This window comes from Streptomyces sp. NPDC041068, assembly GCF_040647455.1.
In the GTDB taxonomy this organism is placed as follows: domain Bacteria; phylum Actinomycetota; class Actinomycetes; order Streptomycetales; family Streptomycetaceae; genus Streptomyces.
Genome location: NZ_JBEZCG010000006.1, coordinates 15,254 through 37,179, shown reverse-complemented (window position 1 = coordinate 37,179; position 21,926 = coordinate 15,254). Strand labels below are relative to the sequence as shown.

At 72.8% G+C, this 21,926-nt stretch carries 21 protein-coding genes; 14 read left to right on the top strand and 7 right to left on the bottom strand.

Annotation, left to right across the window (positions count from 1 at the left end; genetic code table 11):
- Positions 1-24 precede the first annotated feature (24 nt).
- Together AB0B50_RS14955 and AB0B50_RS14950 are read left to right on the top strand one after the other, a co-directional pair.
- Positions 25-726, top strand: a complete 702-nt coding sequence (locus tag AB0B50_RS14955) for a hypothetical protein (RefSeq protein WP_362330527.1) — start codon at positions 25-27, stop codon at positions 724-726.
- Positions 726-2,066 (top strand): HAMP domain-containing sensor histidine kinase, encoded by a 1,341-nt coding sequence (locus tag AB0B50_RS14950; RefSeq protein WP_362330524.1) that lies wholly within the window; start codon positions 726-728, stop codon positions 2,064-2,066. The genes AB0B50_RS14955 and AB0B50_RS14950 overlap by 1 nt, the downstream gene beginning before the upstream one ends.
- Positions 2,067-2,100: 34 nt before the next feature.
- Here AB0B50_RS14950 and AB0B50_RS14945 read toward each other — a convergent pair whose 3' ends face one another.
- Positions 2,101-2,766, bottom strand: a complete 666-nt coding sequence (locus AB0B50_RS14945; RefSeq protein ID WP_362330521.1) for an NAD(P)H-dependent oxidoreductase — start codon at positions 2,764-2,766, stop codon at positions 2,101-2,103.
- Between the two features lie 63 nt (positions 2,767-2,829).
- On the opposite strand from AB0B50_RS14945, the gene soxR reads away from it, so the two are divergent.
- From soxR to AB0B50_RS14930, 3 genes are all read left to right on the top strand, one after another.
- Complete coding sequence (gene soxR / locus AB0B50_RS14940) at positions 2,830-3,432, top strand: redox-sensitive transcriptional activator SoxR (protein WP_362330518.1); 603 nt, start codon at positions 2,830-2,832, stop codon at positions 3,430-3,432.
- A 182-nt stretch (positions 3,433-3,614) separates the two neighbouring features.
- The gene (locus AB0B50_RS14935; RefSeq protein ID WP_362330515.1) at positions 3,615-4,166 is read left to right on the top strand and encodes a hypothetical protein; all 552 of its coding nucleotides are present in this window, start codon (positions 3,615-3,617) and stop codon (positions 4,164-4,166) included.
- 126 nt (positions 4,167-4,292) lie between these two features.
- Entirely contained in the window at positions 4,293-4,982 is a 690-nt protein-coding gene (locus AB0B50_RS14930; protein WP_362331577.1) for a class F sortase, read from the top strand.
- 19 nt (positions 4,983-5,001) lie between these two features.
- On the opposite strand, the gene AB0B50_RS14925 is transcribed toward AB0B50_RS14930, so the two are convergent.
- From AB0B50_RS14925 to AB0B50_RS14915, 3 genes are all read right to left on the bottom strand, one after another.
- Entirely contained in the window at positions 5,002-5,784 is a 783-nt protein-coding gene (locus tag AB0B50_RS14925; protein ID WP_362330512.1) for a TSUP family transporter, read from the bottom strand.
- An 83-nt stretch (positions 5,785-5,867) separates the two neighbouring features.
- Entirely contained in the window at positions 5,868-6,059 is a 192-nt protein-coding gene (locus AB0B50_RS14920) for a hypothetical protein (RefSeq protein WP_362330509.1), read from the bottom strand.
- 52 nt (positions 6,060-6,111) lie between these two features.
- Complete coding sequence (locus AB0B50_RS14915) at positions 6,112-7,716, bottom strand: ferredoxin reductase family protein (protein WP_362330507.1); 1,605 nt, start codon at positions 7,714-7,716, stop codon at positions 6,112-6,114.
- 281 nt (positions 7,717-7,997) lie between these two features.
- On the opposite strand from AB0B50_RS14915, the gene AB0B50_RS14910 reads away from it, so the two are divergent.
- From AB0B50_RS14910 to AB0B50_RS14885, 6 genes are all read left to right on the top strand, one after another.
- Positions 7,998-9,242 carry an FAD-dependent oxidoreductase gene (locus tag AB0B50_RS14910; RefSeq protein WP_362330504.1) on the top strand — a complete coding sequence of 415 codons (1,245 nt, stop codon included), beginning with the start codon at positions 7,998-8,000 and terminating at the stop codon, positions 9,240-9,242.
- A gap of 1 nt (position 9,243) precedes the next feature.
- The gene (gene nirB / locus AB0B50_RS14905) at positions 9,244-11,847 is read left to right on the top strand and encodes a nitrite reductase large subunit NirB (protein ID WP_362330501.1); all 2,604 of its coding nucleotides are present in this window, start codon (positions 9,244-9,246) and stop codon (positions 11,845-11,847) included.
- Complete coding sequence (nirD, locus tag AB0B50_RS14900) at positions 11,844-12,185, top strand: nitrite reductase small subunit NirD (RefSeq protein ID WP_362330499.1); 342 nt, start codon at positions 11,844-11,846, stop codon at positions 12,183-12,185. The genes nirB and nirD overlap by 4 nt, the downstream gene beginning before the upstream one ends.
- Positions 12,186-12,250: 65 nt before the next feature.
- Entirely contained in the window at positions 12,251-12,835 is a 585-nt protein-coding gene (locus tag AB0B50_RS14895) for a TetR/AcrR family transcriptional regulator (protein WP_362330497.1), read from the top strand.
- Between the two features lie 162 nt (positions 12,836-12,997).
- Positions 12,998-13,777, top strand: a complete 780-nt coding sequence (locus AB0B50_RS14890) for a glucose 1-dehydrogenase (RefSeq protein WP_362330495.1) — start codon at positions 12,998-13,000, stop codon at positions 13,775-13,777.
- A 78-nt stretch (positions 13,778-13,855) separates the two neighbouring features.
- Positions 13,856-14,782: an oxidoreductase gene (locus AB0B50_RS14885; protein ID WP_362330492.1), complete on the top strand. Its 927-nt coding sequence runs from the start codon at positions 13,856-13,858 to the stop codon at positions 14,780-14,782.
- A 117-nt stretch (positions 14,783-14,899) separates the two neighbouring features.
- On the opposite strand, the gene AB0B50_RS14880 is transcribed toward AB0B50_RS14885, so the two are convergent.
- Both AB0B50_RS14880 and AB0B50_RS14875 read right to left on the bottom strand, forming a co-directional pair.
- Positions 14,900-15,337: a group III truncated hemoglobin gene (locus AB0B50_RS14880; protein ID WP_362330489.1), complete on the bottom strand. Its 438-nt coding sequence runs from the start codon at positions 15,335-15,337 to the stop codon at positions 14,900-14,902.
- Between the two features lie 160 nt (positions 15,338-15,497).
- Positions 15,498-16,145 (bottom strand): hypothetical protein, encoded by a 648-nt coding sequence (locus AB0B50_RS14875; protein ID WP_362330486.1) that lies wholly within the window; start codon positions 16,143-16,145, stop codon positions 15,498-15,500.
- A 236-nt stretch (positions 16,146-16,381) separates the two neighbouring features.
- Here AB0B50_RS14875 and AB0B50_RS14870 point away from each other — a divergent pair, with 236 nt between their 5' ends.
- The 3 genes from AB0B50_RS14870 to AB0B50_RS14860 are packed head-to-tail and all read left to right on the top strand — an operon-like array spanning position 16,382 to position 19,466.
- Positions 16,382-17,635: a sugar ABC transporter substrate-binding protein gene (locus AB0B50_RS14870; RefSeq protein ID WP_362330483.1), complete on the top strand. Its 1,254-nt coding sequence runs from the start codon at positions 16,382-16,384 to the stop codon at positions 17,633-17,635.
- 8 nt (positions 17,636-17,643) lie between these two features.
- Positions 17,644-18,576, top strand: a complete 933-nt coding sequence (locus tag AB0B50_RS14865) for a sugar ABC transporter permease (protein WP_362331574.1) — start codon at positions 17,644-17,646, stop codon at positions 18,574-18,576.
- A 53-nt stretch (positions 18,577-18,629) separates the two neighbouring features.
- Positions 18,630-19,466, top strand: a complete 837-nt coding sequence (locus AB0B50_RS14860; protein ID WP_362331571.1) for a carbohydrate ABC transporter permease — start codon at positions 18,630-18,632, stop codon at positions 19,464-19,466.
- A 15-nt stretch (positions 19,467-19,481) separates the two neighbouring features.
- Here the strand turns inward: AB0B50_RS14860 and AB0B50_RS14855 are convergent, their stop codons facing one another.
- Entirely contained in the window at positions 19,482-21,881 is a 2,400-nt protein-coding gene (locus tag AB0B50_RS14855; RefSeq protein WP_362330480.1) for a discoidin domain-containing protein, read from the bottom strand.
- Positions 21,882-21,926 lie beyond the last annotated feature (45 nt).

The window sequence follows — 21,926 nt, the reverse complement described above, 5'->3', positions numbered from 1 at the left end:
CTCCACCTCGACAGTCAGTCACCCATGAACCCGTTCCTCCGCCGCCTGCTCCTCCTGGGCGCCGCCCCCTTCGCCGCCCTCGCGGTCCTCGCGCTCACCGGCTGCGGCAGCACGAACGGGCTCGGCCCCGGCGAGGCCGCGCCGTCCGTCTCCATGCAGCCGCACCCCGAGGCGGTCTGGCCCGCGTGGTCGGGCACGTCGCGGGCGCCCGGCGCCGAGGCCGGCACGCGCCAGCCGCCCCCGCAGCCGTTGAAGGGGCTGCCGAAGGTCGGCTCGGGCGGGCTCGCCGCGATGGACGTCCACGCGATCCTGCGGGCCGATCCGCGCACCAGGCCGCTCGCCGACCGCGGGCTGATCGACCGCCCGGGGCGGGCCGGGCTGCGTCCGCCGATGTTCGTGGATCTGACCGGCGACAAGAAGCCCGAGTTGCTCGTGGCCGCCGACACGGAGAGCGGACGGAACGTGCTGGCCGTCTACACCGAGCGCGACGGCAAGGTCTATCCGATCCTGTTCACCTCCGGCAGGAACCTGAGCGTGGAGACGATCGGCCCCGACCTGCTGGTGCGCACGCCCTGCGCGGAGGGCGGCGAACAGGCCGTGCGCTTCCACTGGGACGGCGCGCGGATGTCGACCGTCAGCGACGTCAAGAGCTACAAGAAACAGCCGGATCCGACCAAGACGTCGGAGCCCACGCCCGCCAAGTCACCGGCCCCAGGAGGCCCGTGATGCCGCGCGTTCCCGGCGCCGGGTCCGGACCCGAAGCCGGACGCGGAGCCGGAGCCGTTGCCGGGTTCCGTGCCGCGCTCAACAGCCTCGGGCTGCGCTGGAAGATCGCCGCGCTGCTCGCCACGGGCTGCGCGGTGGTCGCCGTCGCCATCGGGTTCCTCGTCCACCACGCCCGCCTCGACCAGGTCTCCGAGAACGCCCGTTCAGGGGCCGTGGCGCAGCTCGTCCGCGTGCGCCAGCTGTACGAGCTGACGGGGCAGGTCGACGGGGACGACACGGGTGCCGCCCTCGACGACCCCGGCCTTCCCGCGCCGCTGCGGAAGGCCGCGCTCGCCGGGGAGCGCACGACGTACCTCGACATGGCGTCGGACGACCCGTGTGTCTGGGCGGCGCGGCCGGTCGGTGACAACCCCCGCCATGTGCTGTCCGTCCGTGAGTCGCTGCGCGAACAGGCCGACGAGATGGCCGAGTTCGACCGCCAGCTGCTGGTTTCGGGCGCCGCGGTCGTCGGCCTCGCCGCGCTGGGCGGCGCGGGCCTGTCCAGCAGGCTCAGCCGCGAGCTGCGCACCGCGGCGGCCATCGCGCGCCGCATCAGCCAGGGCGACCTGGACGCCCGCATCGACCACCCGCGCCCGCCCGGCGTGCGGCACGGCAGGGACGAGGTCGCCGAACTGGCCACCGCCGTCGACACGATGGCCGCGTCCCTGCAGCAGCGCCTGGAGGCCGAGCAGCGCTTCACCGCGGACGTGGCGCACGAGCTGCGCACCCCGCTGACCGGCCTGCACACGGCGGCCGAGCTGCTGCCGCCGAGCCGTCCGACCGAGCTGGTGCGCGACCGGGTCTGCGCCCTGCGCACCCTCACGGAGGACCTGCTCGAAGTGGCGCGCCTGGACGCGGAGGTGGAGAAGCCCGACCTGGACGTGCACCCGCTGGGGCGGCTCGTCGAGACGATCGCGGAGCGGGCGGGCGACTCCACGGCCGGGTTCACGGCGCGGGGTGCGGACGCCGCGTACGACACGTTCGTACGCACCGACGCGCGCCGCCTGGAGCGGATTCTGGCCAATCTCGTCGGCAACGCCCGCAAGCACGGCGAGGGGCCTGTCGAGGTGCGGGTCGACGGCGCCGACGTCACGGTCCGCGACCACGGGCCCGGCTTCCCCGAGCACCTCCTCAAGGACGGCCCGCAGCGCTTCCAGACGGGCGTGGCCGAGCGCGGCCAGGGCACGGGCCTCGGCCTGACCATCGCGCTCGGCCAGGCCCAGGTGATCGGCGCCCGCGTGGACCTCGCCAACGCGGACGACGGCGGGGCGGTGGCGGTCGTACGGCTGCCGAGGGCGTGACCGCGCCGCGCCGCTCCACTCCACCTGCCGGGCCCTAACTCCCGTACGCCCGGACCGCCTTGGCCGCCCGCAGGGCCCAGCCCCACCACGTCAGCTGGTCGAGCATGACCTTCGCCGCGGCGTCCGCGCCCGCCGGGTCGCGGTGGTTGCCTTCGTCGTCGAAGAGGGCGCCCGCGTTGTGGAAGGAGACGGTGTCGCGGATGGTCACGGTGTGCAGCTCGGCGAAGACCGGGCGCAGGTGCTCGACGGCGCGCAGGCCGCCGGAGAGCCCGCCGTAGGAGACGAAGGCGACGGGCTTGGCCTGCCATTCGGCGTGGTGCCAGTCGATGAGGCTCTTCAGGGACGCCGGGTAGGAGTGGTTGTACTCGGGCGTGAGGACGACGAACGCGTCGGCGGCGGCCAGCTTCGGGGTGACCTTGCCGAGCTCGGCGGCCACGGCGTCGGACGGGCTGAAGGAGAGGGCGGTGGGCAGGTCGGAATCGGCGAGGTCCACGACGTCGAGTTCGAGGTCGGACCGCTCGCGGACCCTGGCGTACAGCCACTCGGCGACGATCGGCCCGAAGCGGCCCTCGCGGTTGCTGCCGACGACGACGGCGACGCGGAGGGGGACGTCGTCGCCGGGGACGTCGGCGAGGGCGAACGGCGTCGACGAAGTCGATGAAGTCGATGAAGCGGACAGGGGTGACGTGGTCTCAGTCATGCGCCAAGGCTGATAGCTCAACCATGGTTCAGGTCAAGCGGTGTCCGTGGATACGCTGACGGAATGACCGCCTCTCTCGATCCGCACGCGAAGGAAATCACGGTCGGCGAGCTCGCCACGCGCAGCGGAGTCGCAGCCTCCGCCCTGCGGTTCTACGAGCGCGAGGGACTCATCTCCGCCCGCCGCACCTCGGGCAACCAGCGCCGCTACAACCGCGACACCCTGCGCCGGGTCGCTTTCATCCGCACCTCGCAACGGCTCGGCATCCCGCTCGCCACGATCCGCGAGGTCCTCGGACTGCTCCCGGAGGACCGCACGCCGACCCGCGAGGACTGGGCCAGGATCTCCGAGTGGTGGCGCGAGGACCTCGACACCCGCATCCGCACCCTCCAACGACTGCGCGACGACCTCGACGACTGCATCGGCTGCGGCTGCCTCTCCCTCGCCAAGTGCGCCCTGTCCAACCCCTGGGACGAACTGGGCTCACGCGGCCCGGGGGCGCGGCGCCTGGTGGAGAAGCAGGACCCGTGCGCCGAGGGCGAGGGCACGACGGAGGACGGGGGCCAGGCGGCGCCGAACAGCGCCCCGGCGGCACAGGGCGCCGACGTCACCCATTCACAGCCCCCACGCGCACCCTTCGGCCCAGCCCCCTCCGCACGGCGATGACCTGCTGGAACGCGCCCGCCACCGCATCGCGGGGCGCTCGTTCCGCAGGTTTCTGATGGTCTATCAGGAGGCGTGCTCCGGCGAGTGCCACTTACCTCGGTAGGGCGGGGCGCGACCGACGCAGCGGCACTTGGGGGTGCCGCGGGCCGTGCCTTCGCGAAGGCCCTCGGAGGAACGAGCACATGCGCATTGCCCGCCTGCTGACCGGTACCGCTCTCGCCGTGGCCGCGGCGGGCGCCCTGGCCGCCCCCGCGTCCGCCGCGTCCGCCGGAGGACTCGAGGTCTATCCGGCCACGGTCACCCCGGGCTCCACCGTCACCGTGAACACCACCGCCTGCGGCTCCGGCGGGACCGCGACGGGTGACGCGAGCGCGGTGGGCGCGGGCACGTTCACGCTGGTGCCGAGCACGCACCAGGAGGACGCGATCGGGCAGTTCAAGGTGCCGCCGTCCGCGCAGCCGGGAACGTACGAGATCGTCGCGAAGTGCTCGGGCGCAAGCGAATCGGGCACGAAGAACAAGCAGGTCGCGGGCGATCTGATGGTCACGGTCACCTCCACCGCGGCCGCCGGGGAACGGCAGCAGCCGCACCCCAAGGGACATGTGAAGACGGGGGTCGGCGGCGCGCTCGGTCCCGACCCCGTGCAGACCGCGGCGGGAGTGGCGGCCCTGGCCGTCGCCGCCGCGGGCGGTACCTGGCTCCTGCACCGCCGGGCGAGAGGCGACAGGATCTGACGGACATCCTCCGCTGTCCACCGGTACCGCCACCCCTGCCCCCTCCCGGCCCGTGTCCCCTCGCGGTCCAGGAGGGGGACGAGGGGGAGGAACGCCCGATCCCGAGGGGGACGCCGTATGCGCCGTATGCGCGGTGTACGCAGGAAGAGCGGTGCGCGCGGGAAAACCGGTGCGCGCGGGAAGACCGGCAACGCCGTCATAGGAGCCGTCACCGCCGTGGCGCTGTGCTCCGGCGCGTGGCTGCTGCGGAGCGGCACCGAGGAGCACCCGCCGCCCCAGCCCTCCGCCGCGCAGGCCGCGTCGGCCGCCCCCGGCACCCATGACCACGGCCCCGGTGCCCACCGCGACCCCGCGCCGCTCCCCCCGTCCCCGCCCGACCGCGTGAGGATCCCCGCGATCGGCGTCGACACCCCCCTGATGGGGCTCGGTCTGACCCCGCAGGGCAGCCTCGACGTACCGCCGCCCGAGCGCGAGAACCTCGCGGGCTGGTACGAGGCGGGCACCACGCCCGGTGAGCGCGGGACCGCCGTCGTCGCGGGCCACGTCGACAACAAGGAGGGCCCCGCCGTCTTCTACGAGCTGGGCGCGCTGCACAAGGGCCGCACGATCGAGGTCGAGCGCAGGGACGGCAGCGTGGCCGTCTTCACGGTCGACGCGAACGAGGTGTACGACGCGAAGGACTTCCCCGACGAGAAGGTGTACGGGGCCGCGTCGCGCCCCGAGCTGCGGGTGATCACCTGCGGCGGCACGTACTCGAAGAAGACCGGCTACCAGGGCAATGTGGTGGTCTTCGCGCACCTGACCGCCGTGCGCTGACGCCCCGGACGCCGATGTCCTAGGCCACCCACTGCTCGTACGCCATCTTCACCACGAGCCCGAAGACGGTGGTCAGCAGCACGATCCGGACGAAGCCGCTGCCCTTCTTGAGCGCCGTGCGCGCGCCGAACATGCCGCCCGCGAGGTTGAAGAGGGCCATGAGCCCGGCCAGCTGCCACAGGACCGCGCCCTGCCAGGCGAACATCGCGAGGGCGCCCGCGTTGGTGCAGCAGTTGACGATCTTCGCGGTGGCGGAGGCCGAGACCAGGTCGAGATGGAGCACGGCGGTCAGGGCGAGGACGAGGAACGTGCCGGTGCCGGGTCCGATGAGGCCGTCGTAGAAGCCGATGCCGAGACCTGCGAGGCCGATCGCGGCGAGGATCCGCTTCGGGGACGCGGGCTCGGCGGAGGGTGCGGTGCCGAAGGCGGGCCTGAGGATCACGAAGGCGGCGACGGCGAGCAGCACCACCATGATCACGGGCTTGAGCACCTCCGTGCTCATCCCTGCCGCGAAGAAGGCGCCGCCCATCGACCCGGCGAGCGCGGCGAGGCCGATGCGAACGGCGGTCCGCACGTCGACGGGTGTCTTCCTGACGTACGTCACCGCCGCGCCCGTCGTACCGACGATCGCGACGGCTTTGTTGGTGCCGAGGGCGTGTGCGGCGGGGGTGGATCCGGGCAGACCGAGCAGTAGGGCGGGGAGCAGCAGCAGTCCGCCGCCGCCGACCACGGCGTCGATCCAGCCGGCCGCGAGGGCGGCGAGGCAGAGGACGACGACCGTGGTCAGGGATATGTCAGGCATGATCGCGACCTTATGCGGTGATCGCGGCATGCAGGGAAGCGGGGAGAGTCGAGGGGCTGCTGGGCTTGGCGCGTACCGCTTGGTCAGGGCGCCGCCTGGGGTTCGGGAGCCGTGGTCGGGGCGCGGTCGGGGGCCGGGGGCGCCGCCGGGTCGACGGTGAGGGCGAGGGCGGTGGCGACGAGCGCGCTCGCTCCGGCGAGGCCCGCCGCCAGTCTGCGGCGGGCCTCGCGGGTGGGGCCCCGGTCGGGGGCGACGGGTCTGCGGTGGCGTCCCATGATCAGTCGATGTCCTCGGATGCTCGTGCCGTTCGGAACGTGACGTGCGGGGTCAGAACGTGAAGCACTCGGCGTGGATGCGCTCCTCGGGAACGCCCGCTCGCACCAGCGCCGTGGTCGCCGCCGCGGACATGCCCGGCGGGCCGCACAGGTAGACGTCGTGGTCGGCGAGGTCGGGGATCAGGTTGCGCAGGGCCTGCACCGCGAGGGGGTCGAAGGCGGCGTCGGAGCGGCCGAGCAGATAGTGCAGGCCTGCGCCCCGGCTCGCCGCGATGGCCTCCAGCTCCTCCCGCAGGACGAGTTGCTCGGCGCTGCTCGCGCGGTAGAGGAGGGTGACGTCGCCGGGGCCGCCGGGCAGCGTCTCGAAGAGGGCCCGCATCGGCGTGATGCCGACGCCCCCCGCGAGGAGCAGCACCTTGCGGCGGGTGCGCCGGTGGGCGGTGAGCGCGCCGAAGGGGCCGGTGGCGAGGACGCGCGTACCGGGCCGCAGGCGCCGCATCCGCCGGGTGTGGTCGCCGGCCGCCTTGACGGTGATGCGGAGGGTGTCGTCGCGTACGGGCGCGGAGAGCGAGAACGGCAGCGCGGTGTGCCAGAGCCTGCGCTGCAGGAAGCGCCAGCGGAAGAACTGCCCGGGTTCGGCCCGCAGCCGGTCGAGCCCGATGCCCTGCACGACCACGGAGACGACGCCGGGCCCTTCACTGCGTACGTCGATGACGCGCAGGCTGTGCCTCAGTGCCTGCCGGACGGGGACGACGACGCGGTACCAGCCGAGGAGGACGGCGACGGTGGCGTGCAGCAGGGACCAGAGCCAGAGGCTGAGGACGCTGCCCGCGACGTCGGGCCCCGCGAGCTGGTGCGCGAAGGCGAGGGCGGCGCCGAGGTAGGTGAGCAGGTGCACGGCCCGCCAGGTCTCGTGCGGGACGCGGCGGCGCACGGCGCGGGCGGAGGTGGCGCCGACGGCGGCGAGCAGGGCGGTGCCGACGGTGGCCGCGGCGAGGCCGGGATAGCCGAGCAGGTCGAGGGTGGCGTGCCAGAGGTCGGTGTCGGCGTGGGCGGCGTATCCGCACAGGGCGAGGAGGGCGTGGGCGCCGCACAGGCTCAGCACGTACCGGCCGCCGAGCGCGTGCCGCCGCGCGAGCCGGTCGGCGCCGACGCCGTGCTCGACGGCCGGGACGCGGGCCATCAGGAACAGCATGACGAGGATCCCGTACCCGGCGAGCAGGCCCGTGAGATGCGCCCCGGTGGCGAACAGCCCGTCGAGCCGAGCGGACGGCTCGACCTGCACGGCCCACAGGGCGGTGACCGCACCGCCCCCGCCGAGCACTCCCGTGCGCAGGGCGCGCGGGGAGAGGCGGATCGGGGGGACGGGGGTGGCGGGCCGGGCGCGACCCGGCTGCCCCGGCGTGCGCGTGCGTTCGTCGCGATGAACTTCATGAACCGGGCGATCACGACGGGGCCGGGCGGCACGCGCGCGTGCCGGGCGTGGCGCGGCGGGCTCGCGGGTCCGGCGCTGTGGGCCCACCGGCTGCCCGGTCCCCGCCGGGTGTGGTGGCATCGGCGGTGTCGACACGTCCAGGGGCGGCTGTTCCGTCCGGTTCAGGTAGGCGGAGAGTGCCGGGTACGCGTCGAGTCGGGGGTCGGCTGCCTCGGTGGTCACGGCGGCACACTAGGCGCCGGAGGGCTCGGCAATCGGCTGGTCAGCGGCGTATCGGAGATCCTTAAGGCGGCCTTGAGGAAGGGCTCAACAGCCGTTAAGCATGGGGGTCCTACGGCAGGGATTCTCTGTGCGGTGAACGGGCGGGCGGGTGGGAGCGGATCCGCCGCTCAGCGGCGGGACAGGGCCCTCACAGGGGCGGGCGCCCAGCGCTGAGGGCAGCGTTCCCTGCGGGAAACAGAAGCGATCCTGCCGAGTAACACCCGCCCCGCACGCTTCGAAGCATGACTTCACCGGCAGTGGTGATCGGCGCGGGCCTGGCCGGCACCCGCACAGCGCAGCGGCTCGGCGGCGACACCGTCCTGATCGGCGAGGAGGACCACGCCCCCTACAACCGCGTCCTGCTCGCCGAGGTCCTCGCGGGCCGCTACGGCCCCGAGGTCATCGCCCTGCCGACCCCGCCCGGCAGAGCACTCCGCACCCGCGCGGTCCGCGTCGACCGCGCCGAGCGCCGCGTGCACTGCGCGGACGGCACCGTCGTCCCGTACTCCACCCTCGTCCTCGCGACGGGCTCGAACCCGGTCCTGCCTCCCCTGCGGGGCCTGTTCGCGCCCGGCGCCCGTGAACTCCCCCGCGGCGTGCACGCGTTCCGGACGATGGACGACTGCCTCGCCCTGTCCGCGGCCGTCACGCCGGGCGTGCGCGCGGTCGTCATCGGCGGCGGCCTCCTCGGCGTGTCCGCGGCCCGCGCCCTGGCCCGGCGCGGTGCCCAGGTCGTCCTGACCCAGCAGGCCGAGCGGCTCATGGAGCGTCAACTCGACCCGGAGTCATCTGAGTTGGTGCGCAGGCACCTGACGGACCTGGGCGTGGAGGTGCACACCGAGTGCCGGGTGCGCGGCGTCGGCGTCGAGGACGGCGCGGTCCGCCACGTCGAGCTCGCCGACGGCTACGCCCTTGCCACCGATCTGACCGTCCTGGCCTGCGGCGTGCGCCCCCGCACCGGTCTGGCGCAGGCCGCGGGACTCGACGTGCACAAGGGCATCGTCGTGGACGACCTGCTGCGGACGTCGGACCCGCACATCCGGGCCGTCGGCGACTGCGCGGAGCACGCGGGCCGCGTCTACGGCCTCGCGACGCCCGCCGTCGAACAGGCCGACGCCCTCGCCGACGCGCTGCTGGCCAAGGAGGCGGGAGCGGAGGAAGGGGCCGACGGCCGGGGCGCACGGCCCTACACCGGCTCCCGCACCCTGACCCGCCTCACCCTGTCCGGGCCAGGACCCGGCTCCCTCGATCTCGCCGCCTTCGGCGAGATCGAGCCCCGCCCCGACGACGACGTCATCCGGCTCGCCGACGCCACCCGCGGCACCTACCGCAAGGTCGTCGTCCGCGGCGACCGGCTCGTCGGCGGCGTACTGCTCGGCGAGCTCGGCTCGGTCGGCGCCCTGGCCCGCGCCTGGGAGGCCGAGGAGCCGCTGCCCGACGACGCAAGCCCCCTGCTCCACCTGCTCACCCCCGACGGAGGCCGCTGACATGCCGAAGCCCGAACAGACCGCGCGACCGCACCGCCCCACGCTCGTCCTCGTGGGCCACGGCATGGTCGGCCAGCGCTTCCTGGAGGCCGCCGCCGAGCACGGCCTGACGGAGAGCCACCGCGTGGTGGTCCTGTGCGAGGAGCCGCGGCCCGCCTATGACCGGGTCCAGCTCACCTCGTACTTCTCGGGCCGCACGCCCGACGAACTCTCCCTCACCGACCGGGAGTTCATCGACCGGCACGGCATCGAGCTGTACGTCGGCGAGCCCGCCGAGCACATCGACAGGCAGGCGCGGACGGTCACCGCGCGCTCGGGGCGGACCTTCGCCTACGACACGCTCGTGCTCGCGACGGGCTCGTACCCGTTCGTGCCGCCGGTGCCCGGCAAGGACGCGACGGGCTGTTTCGTCTACCGCACCGTCGAGGACCTGCTCGCCATCGAGGAGTACGCGAAGACGCACGCGACGACCGGCGCCGTCGTCGGCGGCGGCCTCCTCGGCCTGGAGGCGGCGGGCGCGCTGCGCGGCCTCGGACTGACCACGCACATCGTGGAGTTCGCACCCCGGCTGATGCCCGTACAGGTCGACGAGGGCGGCGGCGCTGCGCTCCTGCGCACCATCACCGGCATGGGCCTGACCGTGCACACGGGCACCGGCACGCAGGAGATCGTGACGGACGGGGAGGGCGCGGTCACCGCCATGAAGCTGTCCGACGGCGGTGAACTCGCCACGGATCTGGTGGTGTTCTCCGCCGGGGTGCGACCACGTGACCAACTCGCCCGCGACATGGGCCTCCTGGTGGGCGAGCGCGGCGGCGTCGCCGTCGACGAGCGGTGCCGCACCAGCGACCCGGACGTGTACGCGATCGGCGAGTGCGCGCAGGCGGTGGACGGCCGCGTGTACGGCCTCGTCGCGCCCGGCTACGAGATGGCACAGACGGCGGCGGCCGCCATCGCCGACCGGGAGGGCGGCTTCACCGGCGCCGACCTGTCCACCAAGCTGAAGCTCCTCGGCGTCGACGTGGCCTCCTTCGGCGACGCGCACGGCACGGCGGAGGGCTGCCTCGACGTCGTGTACGCCGACTCGCGCTCGGGGACGTACAAGAAGCTGGTGATCGGCGCGGACGGCACGCTGCTCGGCGGCATCCTCGTCGGCGACGCGGAGGCGTACGGCACCCTGCGCCCGCTCACCGGCTCCGTGCCGCCGATCGCGCCCGAGCAGCTGGTCCTGCCGGCCGGCGCGGACGGCCCGGTGGCGCTCGGCCCCTCCGCGCTGCCCGACTCGGCCGTCATCTGCTCCTGCCACAACGTCACCAAGGGCACGATCCGGGGCGCCGTCACCGAGCACGGCTGCACAACGGTGCCCGAGGTCAAGAAGTGCACCAAGGCCGGTACCGGCTGCGGCAGTTGCGTGAAGATCCTCGGGCAGCTCGTGAACGAGGATCTGGAGGCGTCGGGCGTCGAGGTCGACAAGGGCCTGTGCGGCTGCTTCGGGCAGACCCGCCAGGAGCTGTACGAGATCGTGCGCGCCCTCCGCCTGACCTCCTTCGGCGAGCTGCTCGACGCGCACGGCCGCGAGGGGGCGCGCGGCGGCGAGGGCTGCGAGGTCTGCAGGCCGACCGTGGGCTCGATCATCGCCTCGCTGGCCCCGACGATCGGCGCCGACGGCTACGTCCTGGCCGGTGAGCAGGCCGCGCTGCAGGACACCAACGACCACTTCCTTGCCAACCTCCAGAAGAACGGCTCCTATTCGGTGGTGCCGCGGATCCCCGGCGGCGAGATCACCCCGGAGAAGCTCATCGTCATCGGCGAGGTGGCGCGGGACTTCGGGCTCTACACGAAGATCACCGGCGGTCAGCGCATCGACATGTTCGGCGCCCGCGTCGAGCAACTCCCCATGATCTGGATGCGGTTGGTGGACGCGGGCTTCGAGTCGGGCCACGCGTACGGCAAGGCGCTGCGCACGGTGAAGTCGTGCGTCGGGCAGACCTGGTGCCGCTACGGCGTACAGGACTCCGTACGCATGGCGATCGACCTGGAGCTGCGCTACCGAGGCCTGCGGGCACCGCACAAGCTGAAGTCGGCGGTGTCCGGCTGCGCCCGCGAGTGCGCGGAGGCCCAGTCCAAGGACTTCGGCGTGATCGCCACGTCGAACGGCTGGAACCTCTACGTGGGCGGCAACGGCGGCGCGACGCCCCGCCACGCGGACCTGCTCGCGCAGGACCTGAGCGACGCCGAACTGGTGCGCCTGATCGACCGGTTCCTGATGTTCTACATCCGCACCGCCGACCGCCTGGAGCGCACGGCGGCGTGGCTGGAGCGGATCGAGGGCGGCCTGGAACACGTGCGGGACGTGGTGGTGCGCGACTCGCTGGGCATCTGCGCCGACCTGGAGTCCCTGATGGCCGACCACGTCGCGCACTACCGCGACGAGTGGGCGACGACCCTGGACGACCCGGACCGGCTCGCCCGCTTCGTGTCGTTCGTGAACGCGCCGGGCACGCCGGACCCGACCGTGAGCTTCGTACCGGAGCGGGATCAGATCAAACCGGATCTGCCCCTCCTGTCGATCGGCACCCGCCCCCTGGAAGGAGCCTCCCGATGAGTGTGCATACGGCATCGAGCGTCCAACTCCGCCTCGACGACGGCTGGTTCGAGATCTGCGACCCCACGCGGCTCACCCCGGGGCGCGGCATCGCCGCCCTGCTCCCCGACGGCCGCCAGGCCGCGCTGTTCCTCGACCGCGAGGGCCGCGCGTACGCCATCGACAACCGCGACCCGTTCACGGGCGCGGCGGTCCTCTCGCGCGGGCTCATCGGCTCCGCCCAGGGGCGCCCGTTCGTCGCCTCGCCGCTCCTGAAGCAGCGGTTCGACCTGGAGACGGGGCGATGCCTTGACGACGAGGCGGTCGCGGTGGAGACGCACCCCGTACGCATCGCCTGACCGCGCGCCGCCCCGCCCGGCCATTACCTTGACCGATCGTTCCAGATAGCCGTAGAGTCCTCGACGTGGCAAGGACCAAGGAATTCGATCCGGACGCCGCGCTGCAGTCAGCCCTGGAGCTGTTCTGGCGGCGCGGCTACGAGGCGACGTCGATGGCGGACCTCGTCGAGGAGCTCGGTATCGGCCGCGCCAGCATGTACGCGACCTTCGGCAACAAGCACGAGCTGTACATGAAGGCCCTGGAGCGGTACGGCGAGACCCAGAAGCCACTGCTGCTCTCCGAGCTGGCACAGCCGGGCCCCGCACTGCCGGCCGTGCGCGCGGTGGTGCGCCGCTTCGGCATGGAGTCCTCGGCCGACGAACGCCGCCTGAACGGCTGTTTCATCACCAACACGGCGGCGGAGCTGGCCCCGCACGACGAGGCGGCCGCCCGCACCGTCGAGCGCAGCTGGGACGGCATCGAGACCCTGCTGCACTCCGCCCTCGTCCGGGCACAGGCCCAGGGCGAGCTGCCCGAGGACCGCGATCCGCTGACGCTCGCCCGCATGCTGCTCGTCCTGATGCAGGGGCTGCGGGTGGTCGGCAAGGCGACCAGGGACCCGGCGCGGATCCGGGACGCGGTGGAGCAGGCACTGACCCTGCTCGACTGACCCGCCCCTCCCGCCCCCTTCCCGCTTGCCCCACCCACCTCACCTGCCTCACCTGCCTCACCTGCCTCACCCACCGCACCTGCCCCTTTCTTTCGTATGCCTTCTGCACGTCCTTTCGCACGCCTTAATACTGAACCGATCGGTCAAGAAAAGAGCTCTGTCATGACTGCAGTCACCACCCGCTCCCGCTTCTCCGGCCGCACCGCCCTCGTCACCGGTGGCGGCTCCGGGCTCGGCCGGGCCATGGCGCTCGCGTTCGCCGCCGAGGGCGCGAACGTCGTCGTCGCCGGGCGGACCGAGGGCCCGCTCAAGGAGACCGTGGCGCTCATCGAGGGCGCGGGCGGCACGGCCCTCGCCGTCACCGCCGACGTCTCCCGCTCGGCCGATCTCGCCGCGCTCGTCGCCGCCGCCGTGGACCGCTTCGGCTCCCTGGACGTGGCCGTCAACAACGCGGGCATCCTGCGCGCCGGGCAGCCGGTCGCCGAGCTCCCCGAGGAGGACTGGCGCACCATGCTCGACATCAACGTCACCGGCGTGCTGCTCGCCCTGCAGGCCGAGGTCAAGCAGATGCGCACACAGTCCACGGGCGGCGCGATCGTCAACATCGGCTCGACGCTCGGCGCGCACATCAGCGTGCGGGGCACGGCCGCGTACGGGGCGACCAAGGCCGCCGTCTCCGCGCTGAGCCGCGCGGCCGCCGCCGAGCACATCCGTGACGGCGTCCGCATCAACACCGTCAGCCCCGGCTCCTCCGACACCACCATGTCGCTGCGCCCCGGCGAGACCGAGGCCGAGCGCGCGGTGCGCATGAAGGAGTCGACGCCGCTGGGCCGCGTCTCGACGACCGAGGAGATCGCGGCGGCGGTGCTGTACCTGGCCTCCGACGAGTCCGGCTCGGTGGTCGGCGCCGACCTGGTGATCGACGGCGGCGCCGCTGCCTGAGCGGCCGCCCTGCCGTAGGCTCCCTCCACCACTGCGACTTACCCTGGAGTAAGTTGCCGAAGCGGAGGGAGCACTGCCATGGCGGCGTGGACCGCGAGCGACATTCCCGACCAGAGCGGCCGTACGGCCGTGGTAACCGGAGCCAACAGCGGCATCGGCCATGTGACCGCGCGCGAGCTGGCCCGTCGCGGCGCGCGGGTGGTGCTCGCCTGCCGCAGCGAGGAGCGCGGGGGCGACGCGGTGGCCCGGCTGCTCTCCGAAGCGCCTGGCGCCCACGTGGAGTTCAGGCGGCTCGACCTCGGGGACCTGTCGTCCATACGGAGCTTCGCGGCGACGTACGGGAGCGAGCGCCTCGATCTGCTGATCAACAACGCGGGCGTGATGGCGCTCCCCTACCGCCGTACCGCGGACGGCTTCGAGACGCAGTTCGGCGTCAACCACCTGGGGCACTTCGCGCTCACCGGGCTGCTGCTGCCCCGCCTCCTGGAGACGCCGGGGGCCCGGGTCGTCACCGTGTCCAGCGGCCTTCACGCGCTCGCCAACATCGACATCGGCGACCTCAACAGCGAGGCGCGCTACCGCCGTTGGATCGCCTACGCCCGCTCCAAGACGGCCAACCTCCTCTTCACCCACGAGCTGGCGCGCCGCCTGGCCGCGACCGGCTCCGACGTCGTCGCGGCCGCCGCCCACCCCGGCTACGCCTCGACGAACCTGCAGGGCGCGGGCGCCAGGATGGAGGGCCGCAAGGGGATGGAGCGCTTCATGGCGCTCGGCAACCTCGTGGTCGCGCAGTCCGCCGACGCGGGCGCGCTGCCCACGCTGTACGCGGCGACGGCGCCCGGGGTGCGGCCCGACTCGTTCACGGGCCCAGGACCGCTCGGCTACCGCGGGGCGCCCGCGCGGTCCTGGCGGGCGAAGTGGACGCGGAACGACGTGGCCGGGGAGCGGCTGTGGGCGGCGTCGGAGGGGCTGACGGGGGTGCGGTACGAGGCCTTGAAGGGCTGAGGCTCCGGGTCGGCGGAGGGCCGCCCGCCGCGCTCACCCCGCACGGATCACGCCGCGGGGATCACGCCGCGGGGATCACGCCGCGGGGATCACGCCGCCGAGCTCACCCCGCGCGGATCACGCCGCCGCGCGCAGCCGTACCGCCGCGAGCGGGATGAACCCGGGGCCCTCGCCCTCGGTCGACGCGTCCTTGCCGCCGAGGCGCCGCAGCATGGCGAGCGCGATCCTCTCCCCCTGTGCCTTGGCGCGGTCCGCGTGGGGGCCGCGGTGCAGTCCGTCGACCGTGGCGTGCCACAGCTGCACCCAGCGGCCGAAGTGCTCGGCGGTGAGCGGGCGCGCGGCGTGCAGCGCGGCGTGCGGGGCGAAGGCGTTGCGGCGGTAGTCGGCGGTGCGGAAGAGCGCGCGCTCCCAGAAGTCGGTGATGCGCGGCAGATGCACGTCCAGGTCGGTGCCGGCGATCTCCGTGAAGAAGGGACCGATCAGCGGGTCGTCGAAAGCGGCGGTGTAGAAACGGCGGAGCAGCGCGTCGAGGTCGGCGCGGGATGCGATGTCCACACGTACAACTGTGACAGGGGCAGTGGGTGGGGTGCCCGCCGGACGCGGGATGTGCCGGGCTTGCATACCTCCACGGTCCGCCCGCGCCCCGCCCTCTCCCAGGGCCGAAGGTCCCGCTCGGCACGGGCCGGACGCCTCGACGAGCGGCGCGGGGAGCGCCTCAGCGCAGGTCCGACGCCTCGAAGACCGCCCGCGCCGCCGCCCCGTCCACCCGTGCCGTCAGTCGTTGCAGTTCCACGCAGCCCGTCCTCAGCAGGCCCGCGTCCCGTGCGGCACGGGCGCCCGTGTCGAGGCGGTGCAGGAGCAGGGGGTTGGCCACGAGGATCTGCGGGTCCAGCTCGACGCGGTTGCCGAGCGAGTCGCACAGGACCAGGCGCGCGGCGACGCCCTCGCTGTGCCGTACGGCGGTCAGCAGCCCGGTGCAGACGTGCTTGCGGCGGCCGAGGCCCTGCACGGCGAGCCAGCCGGGGCCCGCGGTCACGCGCGTGGGGTGCAGCACCAGGTACAGGAGCGCGGAGAGCCCGGCCCACAGGCACGCGCGGACCGCGTCGAGGGTGCCGCCCGCCCAGTCGACGAGCAGGACGAGCCCGAAGAGCGCGAGCGAGCAGAAGACGGCGGCCCGCACATCGGCCGCCCAGTCGCGGTCCGCGGTGACCACGCCCGAGGCCCCGTCCGGGCCCGCCGCCCCCGACGCCCCGGCCTCGCCCGCCGTCAGCGCCGTCAGCGCCGTCATCGCCCCGCCGAAGAGGCCGTCGTCCCGCGCCCTGCCCCGGCGTGCGGCGCGCCGTGTCGTCCTGTTGTGTCCCATGTGCGGCACCGTAGGACGGCCGCGCCGCCACGTCATCGCCGTTGACGTGGTGCATACACGCTTCGGGGACACCTTGACGAGCCACTGACGCGACACGCCGGGCGCCCCGAGGGGCGACACTCGTCCGCAACACCCCTGTCGTAATTCCCCCGCATGGTTGATCGTTGGGCCGGGCACACAAGGCCACGCCACGGAGAACGCCACCGAGTACGACATCACTCAGGGGGACGACCAGCATGACCATCAGCCGCAGGACACTGCTCGGGACCGGCGCCGCGCTCGGGCTGCTCACCGCGTGCGGGTCCAACACCGGGCGCGACGGCGGCGGTTCGGGCGAGGGACCGGAGCTCGCGCAGTGGTACCACCAGTACGGCGAGGCGGGCACCGAGCAGGCCGTGAAGCGGTACGCCGCCGCGTACGAGAAGGCGGACGTCAGCGTGCAGTGGCGGCCCGGAAACTACGACGAGCAGACCGCCGCGGCCCTGCTCACCGACTCCGGCCCCGACGTCTTCGAGGTCAACGGCCCCTCCCTGGACCAGATCCGGCGCGGCCAGGTCGTCGACCTCACCGACCTCTTCGACGGGGTGAAGGACGACTTCAACCCCTCGGCGCTCGCCCCGAAGACGTACGACGGAAAGATCTGGGCGATTCCGCAGGTCATCGACATGCACCTGCTCTACTACCGCAAGAGCCTCCTCGCCGACGCGGGCGTCGAGCCGCCGAAGTCCCTGGACGAGCTGGTCGACGCGGCGAAGGCGCTGACCACCAAGAAGGTGAAGGGCCTCTTCCTCGGCAACGACGGCGGCGCGGGCGCGCTCGGCATCACCCCCCTGTACGCGGCGGGCCTGTCCTCGGTCACCGACGACGGCGAGGTCGGCTTCGACGACCCGGCGGCCGCCCGCACCCTCGGCAAGCTCCACCGGCTCTACGCCGACAAGTCGCTGCTGCTCGGCGCCCCCGCCGACTGGTCGGACCCTTCGGCGTTCGTGCAGGAGCTGGCCGCCATGCAGTGGTGCGGCCTGTGGGCGCTGCCCGCGGTGAAGAAGGAGCTCGGCGACGACTTCGGCGTGCTCGCGCTGCCCGCCGACGGGGCGAGTGGCAAGCCCGCGCTGCCCGTTGGAGCGTACGGAGCGGCGGTGAGCGCCCGCAGCGACCACAAGAAGGAGGCCAAGGACTTCCTGAAGTGGCTGTGGATCGACAAGACCGAGTACCAGGAGGACTTCGCGCTCTCCTACGGCTTCCACATCCCGGCCAGGCTCTCCCTCGCGAAGAAGGCCGACAAGCTGAAGGAGGGCCCGGCGGCGGACGCCGTGCGCTACTCCACCGAGTACGGCTACGCCGAGCCGCTGCTGTGGACCCCGGCCAGCCGCACCGCGTACCAGGACGCGCTGAGCCGGATCATCAAGTCCGGCGCGAACCCCGAGAGCGAGCTCAAGTCCGTCGTGCGCACGGTGCGGGCGGAGCTGGACCGGGTCAAGAAGAAGTCGTGAAGCGTCAGTTGACGACAGCGACCACAGGGCGCTCCCGTTTCCTCGGCCCCCAGAACCGCACCCTGTGGTTCTGGGTCTTCGTCGGGCCCTTCGCGCTCGGCCTCGCCCTGTTCACCTACGTACCGCTCCTGTGGAGCGTGTACTTGAGCTTCTTCGACGCCCACAACACGGTCTCGCCGACCGACTTCATCGGCTTCGACAACTACACGTCGATGCTGAAGAACGACGCGTTCACCGACAGCCTGGTGACCTTCGCCGTCTTCTCGGCGTTCATCGTGCCCACCACCTTCGTCCTGTCGCTCGCGCTCGCGCTGATGGTGAACCGCCTGCGTCGCGCGCAGGCCTTCTTCCGGTCGGTCTTCTTCCTTCCCGCGGCGTGCAGTTACGTCGTGGCGGCCCTGGTCTGGAAGTTGTCGATCTTCAACGGGGTGCGGTTCGGGCTCGCCAACACCGTGCTCGGCTGGTTCGGCGCCGACCAGATCGCCTGGCTCTCGACCACCGAACCGCCCTGGTACTGGCTGGTCATCGTCACCGTACGGCTCTGGCTGCAGGCCGGCTTCTACATGATCCTGTTCCTGGCAGGGCTGCAGCGCATCTCACCCACCCTCTACGAGGCGGCGGCGGTGGACGGGGCGCGGCCCGGCTGGCAGGTCCTGCGGCACATCACGCTGCCGCAGCTGCGCGCGACGTCGATCGCCGTGACCCTGCTCCTGGTGATCAACGCCTTCCAGGCCTTCGACGAGTTCTACAACCTGCTCTCGGACTCCCAGGGCTATCCGCCCTACGCCAGGCCCCCGCTCGTCTACCTCTACTACACGGCCCTCGGCCAGGAGCAGAACCTCGGCTTCGGCAGCGCGGGCGCGGTGATCCTCGCGCTGATCATCGCGGTGGTGACGGTCGGCCAGGCTCGCTGGTTCGGCCTCGGCGGGAAGGAGGACTGAGGACCGTGACCACACCTGCGAAGAGGACCGTGACCGCACCTGCGAAGAGGCCCATGGACGACGCCCTGGTCAGGACGGGCCGCGCGCTGCGCCTCGTCCTCCTGATCGCCCTCGCGCTGCTCTTCCTGATCCCCTTCTACCTCCTCGTACGCAACGGCCTGGCGTCCGAGGACGACATCACCTCGCCCGACTGGACGTTCTTCCCCTCGACGCTGCACTGGTCGAACCTGTCGGAGCTCTTCGACGACCCGACCGTGCCGATGGCGCGCGCCCTGCTCAACTCGTCGCTGATCGCGGTCGCGACGACGCTGGGCACGCTCGTCCTCGCCTCCCTCGCCGGGTACGGCCTCGCGCGCATCCCCTACCGCTACGCGAACCAGGTCTTCTACGCGATCCTCGGCACGATGATGGTCCCCGCGGCCGTCACGTTCGTGCCGAGCTTCGTCCTCGTCTCCTCGCTGGGCTGGGTCTCGACCCTGCGCGGCCTGATCGTCCCGACGCTGTTCTCGGCCTTCGCGTGCTTCATCTTCCGGCAGTACTTCCTCGGCTTCCCACGGGAGTTGGAGGACGCGGCGCGCGTGGACGGGCTCGGCTACTGGCGTACGTACTGGCGCGTGGTCGTCCCCAACTCCCGTCCCGTCTTCGCGGCCGTCGGCACGATCGTGTTCATCGGCGCCTGGAACTCCTTCCTGTGGCCGCTGGTCATCGGCCAGGACCGGGACGCGTGGACGGTCCAGGTGGCGCTCGCCACCTTCACGACGTCCCAAGTCATCAGGCTGCACACGCTGTTCGTCGCGGCGGCGGTGTCGATCGTGCCGCTGCTTGTGGTGTTCCTGTTCTTCCAGCGGTGGATCGTGGCGGGGGTGGAGAGGTCGGGGATCGACGACTGAGAGGCGCCTTTGCTCTCAGCCCCGCACCTCGAAGCGGTGGAGCGAATAGCCGTACGTCGTCTGCCGCTCGATGCCCCGCATCCGCACATGGCGGGCCGTGACCGGCTCGGCGAGGGCCACCGTGTCGACGCCCGCCGTCGTCCTGCCGCGCCGCTCGGCGACGGTGCGCCAGCCGGTCGTGCCGCCGGCGTCCTCGGTGACCTCGATGTCGTAGTCCCGCCCGGCCGCCGCCTCCCAGTCGAGGACCACGCGGCGCACCGACCGTGCCTCGCCGAGGTCGACGGCGAGCCACTCGGCGTCCGTGTAGCGGGAGGCCCAGCGGGTGCCGGGGTCGCCGTCGACGGCGTTCTCCGGGCCGAGCGATGCGGTCTCCTGCGAGGAGGCGGTGGCCTTGCGGCCGCGCGCGAGGTCCGGGGCGTCGAAGAGCTGCACGGACCACAGGCCCCAGCGCGCCCGCCCGCGCTCACGCCCCCGTATGCGCAGGTGGCGGGCGGTGGCGGCGGGGAACTCCAGCTGGTCCCAGCCGGGCCGGTCGAGATCCCTGCGTTCGGCGACCTTGCGCCAGGTGCCGTCCTGGCCCGCGATCTCGACGTCGTACGCCCGCCCGTGCTCGGCACCCCACTCCAGGCGCACCCGCGCCACGTCGCGCGCCTCGCCGAGGTCGACGCGCAGCCAGGGACCGCCGCGTTCGGCGGTGCTGGTCCAGCGGGTGGTGGGGTTGCCGTCGGTGGCGTACGAGGGGTGCGCTCCGGAGGACGCGGTGGCGGGGGCCGCGCAGGCGATCTGGTCGGGTTCGGCGAGGGTCGGCGTGACGGTGGTGAGGCCGGGGCCGAGCGCGCCGCGCCGCAGCAGCGCGGTGAAGTCGCCGTACGCAAGGCCCTGTGCGGCGCCGCTCCACATCTTCTGCGCGAGCACGCCGTACGTCTTCTCGACCAGGGCGTGTGCGTCCTGCTGGGTGTACGGGGTGCGCACCAGGTCGTTCCATACGGCGGACATGGCGCCGCGCAGCTGGGGGTCGCGGGGCGGCAGGCTCTCCTGGCCGGGGAAGACGTGCGGCTCCCAACTGTCGTACAGATAGCGGCCGTCGAGGCCGTGACCGTGGTAGTAGTCGGCGAACGGGACGATGTAGAGGGTCGCGTCGTTGGTGTTGACGATCTCGTAGCCGTCGGCCTTGGCGGCGCGCGGACCGTACCAGCCGTTGTTCCAGCTGTGGATGGTGACGTCCCGGTCGTACCCGTCGGCGGACCCGGCCATCTCGGTCAGGCTGCCCCACGCGCGCGGGCGCTTGCCGAGGGTGCGCAGATGGGCCGCCATGTCGTTGAAGTAGGCGCGGTACTGGGCCTCGGGACCGGTGTACTCGTCGGCGCCGTAGTGGACTTCGGGGCTGCGGAACCACGGCACGAACTCGTCGAAGACCTTCTTCATGAAGGCGGTCGTCTCGGGCTCGGCGAGGTCGAGGTGGTCGGAGTTGCCGCCGTCGAGCCCGAGCGAGGGCCTCAGACGCACGAAGGAGCGCGCGTGCGCCGGGGCGTCGATCTCGGGCGTGAGCTGGACGGCGTGCAGGGCCGCGGTGTCCTCGAAGGAGTCCCAGTCCTCGCGCGAGTACGCGCCGTCGGGCGCCGCGAGCCCGTCCCACTCGGCCCTGTCGCTGCGCAGCCGAAAGGCGTCGTAGGCCTTGCTCCAGTCGCCGCCGGGCGCCTTGATCTCGTTGTCGTTGAGGTGCAGTTGCAGGTCATTGAGCTTGAACCAGCCCATGATCCGCAGATAGTCGCGGACGAAGCCGGGCGTGAAGAACCGCCGCCCGGTGTCCAGCATGAAGCCGCGCAGCCGGTAGTTGGGCCAGTCGCGTGCGGTGCCGACGGGGACACGGCAGCGCAGTTCGTCGCGGAGCAGGATCTGCAGCAGGGACCGGGTGCCGTAGTAGACGCCGCTGTAGGCGGGCGCGGTCACGGTGACGGTCCGCTCGGCGACGTCGAGGGCGTACCCCTCCTCGCGGTAGCGCTCGCCGCCCTCGGGGTGCCGGGCTTCGGGGTCGAGCCGCAGCAGGATCTCCCCCACCGCGGGCCGCGCGCGCCCTGTCCGCGCGCGGGGCGCGGCGATCGCGATGCCGGTGACGTCGGCGAGGTCACGCGTCAACTGCCGCGCCAGCGGCAGGAGTTCCCCGGCGTCCCGCTCGGGGACGACGACGCGCGATTCCCCGGTCAGTCGGTACCTCCCCGCGCCGCCCTCCCACTCCTGGAGGGCGGGGACGACGATGGGCCGGGCGTTGCCGCGGTGGCCGCCGGGCCCGGAGCCTGTCGCGGAGCCCGGCACGGAGGCCGCCGCCACGGGCAGCGGGAGGGTGACGGCCGCGGCCGCGACGGCGGTCGCGGTGATCAGCGCGCGACGGGAGATACGACCGTGGAGATGCGTCATGGAAGTGGACTACACCACTCAACTCACCATGGTCACAAGGGAATC